Here is a 9,966-nt window from a genome sequence, read left to right on the forward strand (position 1 = left end):
CACCTCCTTCCGGGCCCACTCCTTCTGGGCTACCTCCATCCGGGCCAGGTCCGCCGATCGTAGGAGCGCCCGGGGACGGTCCGCCCGGGCTCGAACCGGCCGCTGTGGATAACCGTCGGGGCCGGTTTCGCGACCGGATCCACGGGCATGGCACCGGTGTCGGCAGTCCGCCGGCACCCTCGACAGGAAGGAGCGACCATGTCCGGCACGCACACCGGCCAGGTGGTCGGCGCCCTCGACCGGGCGGCACGGTTGGCACTCGAGGCCCAGCAGGACCTCGACGCCCTGCTCGCCGGCCTCGGCCAGCAGATGTCTCTCAGCCCGGGCGCGTGGTCGGGTCTCGGAGCCGACGCGTTCCGCGCCGCCTACGCCGGATGGGCCGAGCAGCAGCGGCTCGTCACGGCCAAGTTGCAGTGGTTCCACGACCGGCTCGTCGCGACCGAGCGGCTCAACGTCGCGACCGACGAGGCGCAGGGCGAGGCGGTCGCGGCCGTGCTCCGCCGGCTCGGGTGAGCGCGATGAGTCTCGAGATCCGCGTCGACCACGCCGCCCTCGACACCGCTGCGGCCGACCTGGCCCGCGCCGTCGCGGCCTCCGAGCAGCGCATCGAGCGGCTGGCCGCAGAGCTGCGCTACCTGGACGCCGACTGGTACGGCGACGCCCACGAGGCCTACCTCGCGGCCCGGGCGGTCTGGGAGGCCGCGCAGCAGCGCATGCGGGCCATCCTCGCCGAGCTCGGCAGCACCGTGGTGGCCGCCAACGCCGCCTACCGTGCCGCCGACGCGGCCGCCGCCAACGCGTTCCGGTGACCGCGCCGGTGGGCGTCGAGCTGGGGTTGCTGCGGGTAAGCGTCGTGGCCGGCGGACGCCGCGTCGACGTCACCGTCCCACCCCTGCTGCCGGTCGCGGAGCTGGTGCCGCAGGCGGCGCTCGCGCTGGGCCTTCCCGAGGAGCAGTACGCCGGCCTCCGACTGGCCCCGCTCGCAGGTGCACCGCTCGCGGACGACCGCGGCCTGGCACCTCAGGGCGTTCCCGACGCGGCCGTGCTGGTGCTCACCGACGAGACGCCGACCGCCCCGGTGGTCCACGACGACCCGGCGGTGGCCGTGGCGGCCGCGGCGCGCGAGGTGGCAGGTCCTGGACCGGTGTCGCTGCGAGCGCTGGCCGCGGCGTGGGTCACCGGGACCGGCCTCGCCGGTGTCGTCATTCCGGTGCTGCAGCGTCTGGACTCCTGGCTCTGCGCCGTGGCGCTCGTGGTGTCGGTGCTCGGCGGCGCAGCGCTGCCCCGGGTCGCGCTCCGCTTCCTCGAGCCGGCGCCCGCCGACGGTGCACCGGTGGTCGACCGGGCGCGGCAGGCGCACCGGGCGATCGTCGCGGGGACGCTCGGGCTCGGGGCGACGGCCGCCCTGTGCGTCCCCGTGGTCGCCGGCAGCGGGACACCGGGTGCGCTGCTCGGGCTCGCGGCCGGCGTACTGCTGCTGGTGCGCTGTCGCCGGCACGCGGCGCCTCGTGAGGTGGTGGCCGGTGCGCTCGCCGGCGGCCTCGTGCTGGCGTCGCTGGCCGTCAGCCTGCTCTGGTCCCATCCCGGCGTGCGGCTGCCGGGCGGTCTGCTCCTCCTGACCGCCGCCGGCCTGGCGCTGCTCCCACCGCCGCGCCCGTCACCGGTGCTCGGCGTGCTCGGTGACGTCGTCGAGCAGGCGGCGGTCGTCGCCCTGCTCCCGCTGCTGGTGCTCAGCAGCGGGCTGGTGAATGGGCTGGTGGACGGGATGGTGCGATGACCGCGACCTGGCGCGACCTGGCTGAGGCGCAGGCGTACGAGCGGCGGCGGGTGATGGCGGCGTACCTCTCCGGCTCGCCCGAGGGCCCCTTGGTCGCGCCGCCCGGGACGGGCCGGGCGCTGCTGCTCGGCGTCCTGGTGGCCGTTGTCCTCGTGGTCGCGCCGCTCGTCGTCGAGCGGTGGTGAGGAGCCAACGCCGGGCGGCGAGCCGGCTCGTCGATGGCGGACCTGGCGGAGGTTCTGGGACGCTATTCCAAACTCTCTGCGACAGGCGTAAGAGTGGAGAAGGCGCAGGCGGCTGCCGAGTCGGAGCGCCGAGCTGAGCCGTGGATGTCGCCGGAGCGGAGCGGCGTGCATCGTGTCCGGGCGGTTCTGGAAGCCCAAGCGGAGGAAATCCGCGAGCGCTACGAAGCCGGCGGAACGTGTCAGGGGTTGGCGCGGGAGTACGGCGTGCCTGAGTCGACGATGCGGGACTTCTTCAGGCGGCAGGGGATCGTGATGCGACCGCTCGGCAAGATCGCAGCCGCCGATGTCCCTGGCATGGTGCAGCTGCGTGAAGCGGGATGGGCGTACCGGGAGATTGGGGAGAAGTACAGCGTCACTCGGCACGCGGTAGCGATGCGGCTGGGGCGCCGATCGACTTGCTGACGTTGTCGACCCCGATTATCGGGGTGGTGGCGGCCAAGTTCTCACACTAAGTCGTCTCGACTGAGCTAGATTCCCGCACATGGCGCGCGGTCAGAAGTGTCCTAACTGCAGCAAGCTCACCTTCCATGAGAAGGATTCGATTCGTGAGTGCAGCAACTGCGGTGCAACGGGCTGGCTTGGCACTGGTCCAGCGCCGACATCAAAGCGTGGCAAGACCTGCGGGTTCTGTGGCTCGGGCACGTTGAAGAAGGTCGGCGTCTCGGCGAGTGGTGCCGAGCTGCGACAGTGCTCCACCTGCTCGGCCGTACTTGTCGACTAGTACCGGGCGGGGTTGTTGAACTGCGCCTGCCGTGGTAAGCGGCCTGCAGTCCGAGTGGCGTTCGCGGCATCTGCCATCAGTTGTCGGATGTCGCCACTACGCTGCCTCTGTGCCAGACGAACCAACGCCAACCCATGTGCTGAGCAAGGGCGCCGTCCGTTGGGCGATCGACAAGCTGGGCGCTCAGAAGCTTCACCCAACCTTCGTCATGTACCTCTACCTCCGCAAGGAGTCCAGGGCAGGGCGCCTGGCGCAGGCGTCGGCATCGTCCGATGAAGTGCTGTCGCTGATTCAGATGCCCGGTCACCCGACGAAGCCGTACTACTTTCCGCTCATCGACCGTGGCGTGCGCTCGGGCAGTCCGCTGCCGAGCTTCTGGCGGGCGAAGAACATCCAGGGAAGCTGGTCGCCGGGTTCGATCTTCCGCCTGAAGGGCGGCGGGTGGATGGGCCTGTCCGGGGGTGGTTATGCGTTGCCCGACGACCACGTCGAACGCGCCTTCAAGGACTTGCTCTACGACGCGCCAGTCTCGGCGCTCGCCCTCGGCTGCTACTTCCTGCGGAACGACGGCTTCGTGCTCTCAGGTGAGCCCACCGCGGACGACATCATCGGGGGTTTCCGTGCCAAGTTCGACTACCCCGACGACGCCCAGACTGAGTTCGACCGGCTCTACACCGCGGACGTTCCGCTTGCCGACGCTAGCTTCTCCTGGTTCGACCCGTTCACGCCGGACACGACGCCCGAGCCACTCATGACCGAGGAGCTCGGCGATGTTTGAGGGATTGGTACCTGACGTCAGGGCGCTCACCGCTGATGACCTGGGCATCGGCGTCCAAGCAAGGGCAGCCACCGGTCATGCCTCGTCTGCTCCCGACGCTCCGGACGTCACGGCGGACGATCCGCAGGTGCAGGAGATCATGCGGCTGGCGCGCATCTACGGCGGCGTCATCTTGTCGGGGCCTCCGGGCACGTCCAAGTCCTTCTTCGCCGCTGCGGCCGGCCAGCTCATGGCCGGTGGGGACAAGCGGCGATACCGGTTCGTCCAATTCCACGCGAGCTACCAGTACGAGGACTTCATGCTCGGGTTCTCGCCGACGGAGACTGGCTTCAAGCAGAAGGAAGGCCCCTTTCTCAAGCTGGTGAAGGACGCAGCCGCAGACCCGGACAACACCTATGCCCTCGTGGTTGACGAGCTATCCCGGGCGGACGTCGGCCGTGTCTTCGGCGAGGCGCTGACCTACATCGAGCGCAGCAAGCGCGAACTGCCGTTCACCATCGCGAGCGGCGAGGAGATCAAGGTCCCGCCGAACTTCGTCATCCTGGCCACGATGAACCCGTTCGACCGGGGAGTTGACGAGGTCGATGCGGCCTTCGAGCGCCGTTTCGCCAAGATCTCGATGGATCCCGACCGGGAGCTGCTGGACGACATCCTCACGAACAACGGCATGGACGAGGACCTCAAGCGCCGCGTCATGGTCTGGTTCGATCGGATCAACGGCCACGCCCAGAGCACTCCGGCCGCTGCTGTCGGACACGCCTACTTCTGGGATGCCAGCGACGAGGACACGCTCGCGGACATCTGGCGGTACCAGCTCAAGTTCCTGGTTCAGCGAGCGTTCCGGCGCGACCAGAACACCAGAGCCGCGCTCGAGACGGGCTGGGAGCACATCTTCGTTCGACCTGAGACGCCCACAGAGCCGGCGTCAGAAGAGCCGGCGACCGAGTCTGAAGCCTGAGCCATGACCGAGCTGACGAGCGACGTGCGGGTCATGGAGTGCGCGGAGTATGAGCACATCGACGTCGACCCCTCGCTCTGGTTCGGGGAAGGGCATCGGGCGATCTTCAACTCGGAGATCAACGGCAAGGACGTGCTTCGGGTCAACTTCTCAGGCGGAGTGCTTCGCCTTCAAGCGACGTCCTTCGTCGGCGTGATCCCGATCAACGATCGCCTGGTGCTTCGCGTCAAGCCGCGAGTGCCGCTCAGCAACCTGACGCGCATGGTGATCGAGACCGGCCATAGCGTCCTGGCGCTATCGGCGTTCCGGGACTACGCCGGTCGAGGCACCGCTGATGACTGGGCGATGGACCGCTACACCGACGCCTTGCTCGACTACGTCGATGAGGTCCTCGACGCGGGTCTGCTACGCATCTATGAGCAGTGGGAAGACGAGGGTCACTTTCCGCACGGCCGCATTGACTTCGCGCCAACCATTCAACGGTTTACTGCCCGAGGCATCCCGAACAAGGCCGCCTTCTCCTGGTTCGAGCGCACCGTCGACACGGCCGCCAACCGCTGCATCAAGGCTGCGATGGAGGTCATTTACGACCACCTGATGAAGGCCAAGAAGAAGCCTCGCAAGGGCGATCAGGGTCGCTTGCGCCGTTTGGCTGGCCAGTTCGCCGCCTTCGAGGAGGTCGGCAGCGACCCCGACTATCGCTTCCTGGACGATTCTAAGGTGCTGGGCCTCGCGCCATTGCCTGACTCGCGCTCCTACTACCGGCCGGTGCTCGATCTGTCGGTGCTCATCGTGCGCGGGGTTGGCATTGCCCTCGATCTTGGCGGTGAGGATGTGCAGATGGGCTCCCTGCTCATCAACACGAACGAGCTGTTCGAGAAGTTCGTTCGCGTCAGCTTGGCGAAGCAGGCGCGCGCCAACCGCTGGCCGGTCGACGTGCTGGACGGCAATACCGAGGGCAGGGTCGACCTCTACGACGTCCCAGACGAGCTGCCGGCGCCCTTCGGAACCCCGCTGCCCGCGATGGCAAGCAGGGACGCGGGGAAGGCCCAGCCTGACGTCGTGCTCAGAACCGCCGACGGGACAGTGCCCCTGATCGCCGAAGTGAAGAACACCATTACGTCCGACAAGGCGCTGCCGGATCGTGGCCACGTCGAGCAGGCCGTCACGTATGCGCTGCGATACGGGCTCGGCTTCACCCTGCTGATCCATCCGTGGAGCAAGGGTGTGAAGGGGCTCGTCTACGTCGGCCGTGTTCGATCAATCGACGTCTACGACTACCGGCTCGACTTATCCTCCGAGGACGGCGTCGACAAGGCGCTGGCGGATATGGCTGAGACAGTGGCTGGCCTGGCCGGAATCGCGCCGATTCAGCCTCCGACCGTCGGCTGATCCATCCAGTTCACGAGGTCGACGCCGATCGCATCGCGGCCTTCCTCGATCGCCGTCTTGAGCGTGGTACCGGTACCGGCGAACGGGTCGAGCACGACGCCCCGAGCGGGTGCGTTGTGTCCGCAGTCTGTCCAGCCGACGGTGCGCTTCTTGGCGAAGGTGAACTCGCGGAAGTAGCCGCCGAGAGCCAGCTTCGCTTCAGCGGCGAGGCGTTGCACCTCGAGGCTGTTACGCCCGGTGCCGTTCTGGAACTTAGTTGCCTTACCGACGTCAGAGACGCCGAAGGCCTGGACAGCCCGGATGTGTTCGGGCGTCAGGCCCTTCTCCTTGGCAAGTTCCATCGCTCGCTTTGCCTGCGGACGGCTGGGGTCCAGTTCAGCCGTGCGCTCAATAACGCGCTTACGAGGCACGCCGCACTCAGCACAGACCTGCTGCGGAGCGGCGAGGGTAATGGCACGCTTGACGAGCTCGCGCGGGTAGGGAGCCAGGTGCGCGCCCATGTTGCGCTCCGGGTTGATCGTCCAGACGTCGCCCGGGTTCGCGCCGTTGCCGAACGCTTCGGAGTAGCCCACGAGGTCGTAGTAGTAGTTCGGCTTGTAGGTCAGGTGGATGACGTACTCGTGACGGTTCGCGAGGCGGTTCTTGACCGGGTCGGGCATGCCCGACTCCTTGGCCCAGATGATGCGGTTGCGGATGAGCCAGTCGCCCTTCGCGGCTTGCCACTCGATCTGGCCGGGGATGCCGAGCAGGGACTTGTTGAAGTAGGTGTCGCCGACGTTGAGGAAGACCGAGCCGTGGGGGCGGAGCACCCGCTTCCACTCAGCCAGGCACTCCATGATCGAGGTGACGTACGCGTCTGCGGTCGGCTCCAAGCCGATCTGGTCGGTATGGCCGTAGTCCCGCTTGTTCCAGTAGGGCGGCGAGGTGACGATCAGGTCGACGGAGTGATCGGGAAGGCCCGTCTTGCGAGCATCACCAGGGGTGAACGTGAGGCTCGGCGCGACCAGCTCCTGCTCCCAGTCGGAGAGATGGCTGATCGAGGCGGTGCCGAGGGTTGGTCGATCTGCGACAGGCTCCGAGTCTGCGGGGTGGGCGTCTGCGGGGCTGCTCATAGGGAGGGGGCTTCCCTTCGTCGTACGTCGTCACTGGTGCAAGGCTGGACGCTAGTGGGCGGCGCCGACAAGACCGCATTCGTGCAGGTCAGCGGCCTACACGACTGTGTATATCGGGAGAAACCTTGCTCGTCGAGGACCGCGCCGGCGCGTCGTACGACGAGCGTGTGATCCGTGCCGTAGGGCTCGAGTTGCACGACGCTCAGAGCCGATCGATCCAGGTGTCCTCGTCGCGCTGATCCCACGCCGAGCCGGTGGCTGGCTCCGGGGCGGTGGACTCGCCGAGCTTCGCGAGCGCGCGAAGCGCCTCGTCGTGCGTCATAGCACGGAGCGACTCCACCGGACGGCCGATGGCGGTCTCGATGGCCCCGAAGGCCTGTCAGTCTCGGCGCAGCGTTCCATCTGCGAAAGCAAGGCCACACGGACTGACGATTGTGGACGAGTACGTCGAACTCGGGAAGTCAGGCACCAACGTCCAGGGCCGCCCGGGCTTCCAGCAGATGATGAAGCGCATCGCTAACCAGCGGGACGTCGACTATGTGATGGTCTACCAACTCTCACGGCTCAACCGGGACCGCATCGACGATGCACTCGTCATGGGGCCCTCCAGTTCTCAGATGACTTCGTGGCGTGCATCGTGGACAACGTTCATGAAGCGGTGGCCGACGAGCGGGTAACACTGCATGAGCTGCATGCGGTCCTGACGAGGAAGTTGGCCGACCTGGATGGGCAGGAGGAGCGGCTCATCGACCTCGCCGAAGAGGGTCTGCCGCAGCACAAGATCCGGGAACGCTTAAACAAGATCAACGAGGAGCGCGCCCGCATCGAGGCGGACGTGAAGCAGAGCGGCACTGCGCTCGCGGTTGGGGCGTCAATGTTGAGAGCGCTATGCGACTTGCCGCCGATGTGCGGGTCCTCTACGTCAACGCTGAGGACCCCGCACGCAGCGCGCTCAACGACGCGATCTTCAAGCGCCACTTCGTAGACGAAGACGGCGTGCACGGGGCTGACCTGCGTGAGCCCTTCGGCGAGATCGTGGAAGCGGCGGAGCTGCACGCGAAGCATGGGAGCTTGCTCCAAGCGGTCAGAACGAACAGCGCCCCGAGTCGCGGTGGTCGTAGGACCACACGCGCCCGGGGCGCTACTTCTTCCTTGAGCCACCTGGCCGCGGTCCTTGGGGTAAACAACCCCGAGGGTTCGACTAAGCGCCTCATGGCGGATCTGGGGGGATTCGAACCCCCGAGGGCGTTAACCCAACCCGCTTTCCAAGCGAGCGCCATAGGCCACTAGGCGACAGATCCAGGGAGGAGGTTACCGGCCGCGGGTCAGGCCGCGAAATCACCCTGCGAACGCTCGGGGGCGGTGGGCGCTTTGGCCGCTCGGGGAGCCCTCACCTAGACTCTCGGCAACCCCCCGTGTGGCGGCATCTTGTGAATCTCCCCAGGGCCGGAAGGCAGCAAGGATAAGCGAGCTCTGTCGGGTGCGCGGGGGGCCCTCTCATTTCCGGATCCGCTCGGGCAGCGAGGACCAGCGAGGCTGTGCCCGATGTGCGCGGGGGGCCTTTTCACGCCCCGACGTCTGAGCTTGCGAAGGCGTCGACCAGGGCGGGAGGTCGAGGAGCGTCGGCGACGGCCAAGCGAAGCGCCGGCCGACGCGACGCGTCTCGAGACCCAGTCGAGTCGCGGACGCAGTCACCACTGACCGTCGGCTACCGGCTGTCGGACGCGCTGGTTAGGGTTCTTGCGTGGAGTCCCCCCTGGCGTTGTACCGCCGCTACCGGCCCGAGACGTTCGCCGAGGTCATCGGCCAAGAGCACGTCACGACGCCGCTGCGCGCCGCGCTCGCCAACAACAGGGTCAACCACGCCTACCTCTTCTCCGGCCCGCGCGGGTGCGGCAAGACCACGAGCGCCCGCATCCTGGCGCGCGCGCTGAACTGCGAGAAGGCCCCGGTGGCCGACCCGTGCGGCGAGTGCGACAGCTGTCGCGACCTGGCCCGCGGCGGCCCCGGCAGCATCGACGTCATCGAGATCGACGCCGCGTCGCACGGTGGTGTCGACGACGCCCGTGACCTGCGGGAGAAGGCGTTCTTCGCGCCGGTCCGCAGCCGCTACAAGATCTACATCATCGACGAGGCCCACATGGTCACGACGCAGGGCTTCAACGCCCTGCTCAAGCTGGTCGAGGAGCCCCCGCCGCACCTGCGCTTCGTCTTCGCGACCACCGAGCCCGACAAGGTCATCCCGACCATCCGGTCCCGGACGCACCACTACCCGTTCCGACTGATCCCGCCGCGGCTGCTGTCGTCGTACCTCTCGGAGATCTGCGACAAGGAGGGCGTCAACGTCGACACCGCCGCGCTGCCGCTGGTGGTCCGCGCCGGAGGCGGGTCCGCCCGCGACACCCTGTCGGTGATGGACCAGCTGCTCGGCGGTGCCGGACCGGAGGGCGTGACCTACGACCTGGCCGCCGGCCTGCTGGGCTACACCCCCGACAACCTGCTCGACGAGGTCGTCGACGCCTTCGCCGCCGGGGACGGCAGGGCGGTGTTCGGCGTCGTCGACAAGGTCATCGAGACGGGACAGGACCCGCGTCGATTCACCGAGGACCTGCTGCGCCGGCTGCGTGACCTGGTCATCGTGGCCGCGGTCCCGGACGCGCCCGCGTCCGGCCTCATCGACGTGGCCGAGGACCAGGCCGAGCGGCTGGTCGCCCAGGCGGCGCGGTTCGGAGCCACGGAGCTGTCCCGCGCTGCCGACCTGGTCGCCACGGGCCTGACCGAGATGCGCGGTGCCACGGCGCCGCGGCTGCTGCTTGAGCTGATCTGCGCGCGCGTGCTGCTGCCGGGCGCTGACCACTCCACCGACGGCCTCGCCGCCCGGCTGGACCGCCTCGAGCGGCGCATCGACATCACGGGCACGCCCTCCGCCGCTCCGGCTGCGATCCCGGCGGCGCCCGCCCAGGACCGGCCCCACCGCGAGCCG

At 68.2% G+C, this 9,966-nt stretch carries 12 protein-coding genes, 1 tRNA gene and 1 other RNA gene; 12 read left to right on the top strand and 2 right to left on the bottom strand.

Annotated elements, in window-relative coordinates:
• Positions 1–198 precede the first annotated feature (198 nt).
• The 8 genes from VGE38_RS14815 to VGE38_RS14850 all read left to right on the top strand — a co-directional run bounded on the left by VGE38_RS14815 (position 199) and on the right by VGE38_RS14850 (position 5,871).
• A complete protein-coding gene (locus VGE38_RS14815; protein WP_331143324.1) occupies positions 199–513 on the top strand; it encodes a WXG100 family type VII secretion target in 315 nt (104 codons plus the stop codon).
• 5 nt (positions 514–518) lie between these two features.
• Positions 519–809 carry a WXG100 family type VII secretion target gene (locus VGE38_RS14820; protein WP_331143325.1) on the top strand — a complete coding sequence of 97 codons (291 nt, stop codon included), beginning with the start codon at positions 519–521 and terminating at the stop codon, positions 807–809.
• A complete protein-coding gene (locus tag VGE38_RS14825; protein WP_331143326.1) occupies positions 806–1,777 on the top strand; it encodes an EsaB/YukD family protein in 972 nt (323 codons plus the stop codon). Before VGE38_RS14820 ends, VGE38_RS14825 begins: the two co-directional genes overlap by 4 nt.
• A complete protein-coding gene (locus VGE38_RS14830) occupies positions 1,774–1,962 on the top strand; it encodes a hypothetical protein (protein WP_331143327.1) in 189 nt (62 codons plus the stop codon). Before VGE38_RS14825 ends, VGE38_RS14830 begins: the two co-directional genes overlap by 4 nt.
• Positions 1,963–2,055: 93 nt before the next feature.
• The gene (locus tag VGE38_RS14835) at positions 2,056–2,424 is read left to right on the top strand and encodes a hypothetical protein (protein WP_331143328.1); all 369 of its coding nucleotides are present in this window, start codon (positions 2,056–2,058) and stop codon (positions 2,422–2,424) included.
• A gap of 428 nt (positions 2,425–2,852) precedes the next feature.
• Positions 2,853–3,521, top strand: coding sequence for a hypothetical protein (locus tag VGE38_RS14840; RefSeq protein WP_331143329.1), 669 nt, complete (start codon positions 2,853–2,855; stop codon positions 3,519–3,521).
• A complete protein-coding gene (locus VGE38_RS14845) occupies positions 3,514–4,479 on the top strand; it encodes an McrB family protein (RefSeq protein WP_331143330.1) in 966 nt (321 codons plus the stop codon). Before VGE38_RS14840 ends, VGE38_RS14845 begins: the two co-directional genes overlap by 8 nt.
• Positions 4,480–4,482: 3 nt before the next feature.
• Entirely contained in the window at positions 4,483–5,871 is a 1,389-nt protein-coding gene (locus VGE38_RS14850) for a 5-methylcytosine restriction system specificity protein McrC (protein ID WP_331143331.1), read from the top strand.
• On the opposite strand, the gene VGE38_RS14855 is transcribed toward VGE38_RS14850, so the two are convergent.
• On the bottom strand, positions 5,850–6,983 hold the full coding sequence (locus VGE38_RS14855; protein ID WP_331143332.1) for a DNA-methyltransferase: 1,134 nt from the start codon (positions 6,981–6,983) through the stop codon (positions 5,850–5,852). The two genes, VGE38_RS14850 and VGE38_RS14855, sit on opposite strands and share 22 nt — an antisense overlap.
• A gap of 362 nt (positions 6,984–7,345) precedes the next feature.
• On the opposite strand from VGE38_RS14855, the gene VGE38_RS17545 reads away from it, so the two are divergent.
• Entirely contained in the window at positions 7,346–7,660 is a 315-nt protein-coding gene (locus tag VGE38_RS17545; RefSeq protein ID WP_414690966.1) for a recombinase family protein, read from the top strand.
• Positions 7,621–7,968, top strand: coding sequence for a hypothetical protein (locus VGE38_RS14860; RefSeq protein WP_331143333.1), 348 nt, complete (start codon positions 7,621–7,623; stop codon positions 7,966–7,968). The genes VGE38_RS17545 and VGE38_RS14860 overlap by 40 nt, the downstream gene beginning before the upstream one ends.
• A gap of 228 nt (positions 7,969–8,196) precedes the next feature.
• Here VGE38_RS14860 and VGE38_RS14865 read toward each other — a convergent pair.
• A tRNA-Ser gene (locus tag VGE38_RS14865) sits at positions 8,197–8,284 on the bottom strand.
• A gap of 106 nt (positions 8,285–8,390) precedes the next feature.
• Between VGE38_RS14865 and ffs the strand changes: the two genes are divergently transcribed.
• Both ffs and VGE38_RS14875 read left to right on the top strand, forming a co-directional pair.
• Positions 8,391–8,480: signal recognition particle sRNA small type (gene ffs, locus VGE38_RS14870), an RNA gene on the top strand.
• Between the two features lie 247 nt (positions 8,481–8,727).
• Positions 8,728–9,966, top strand: a 1,239-nt coding sequence (locus VGE38_RS14875; RefSeq protein WP_331143334.1) for a DNA polymerase III subunit gamma and tau, incomplete at its 3' end; no start/stop codon positions are given.

Source organism: Nocardioides sp. (genome assembly GCF_036405735.1).
Lineage (GTDB): Bacteria > Actinomycetota > Actinomycetes > Propionibacteriales > Nocardioidaceae > Nocardioides.

Coding starts and splice junctions, on each gene's coding strand:
- VGE38_RS14815 (WP_331143324.1), top strand. CDS start 199: ATGTCCGGCACGCACACCGGCCAGGTGGTCGGCGCCCTCGACCGGGCG.
- VGE38_RS14820 (WP_331143325.1), top strand. CDS start 519: ATGAGTCTCGAGATCCGCGTCGACCACGCCGCCCTCGACACCGCTGCG.
- VGE38_RS14830 (WP_331143327.1), top strand. CDS start 1,774: ATGACCGCGACCTGGCGCGACCTGGCTGAGGCGCAGGCGTACGAGCGG.
- VGE38_RS14845 (WP_331143330.1), top strand. CDS start 3,514: ATGTTTGAGGGATTGGTACCTGACGTCAGGGCGCTCACCGCTGATGAC.
- VGE38_RS14850 (WP_331143331.1), top strand. CDS start 4,483: ATGACCGAGCTGACGAGCGACGTGCGGGTCATGGAGTGCGCGGAGTAT.
- VGE38_RS14855 (WP_331143332.1), bottom strand. CDS start 6,983: ATGAGCAGCCCCGCAGACGCCCACCCCGCAGACTCGGAGCCTGTCGCA.
- VGE38_RS17545 (WP_414690966.1), top strand. CDS start 7,346: ATGGCCCCGAAGGCCTGTCAGTCTCGGCGCAGCGTTCCATCTGCGAAA.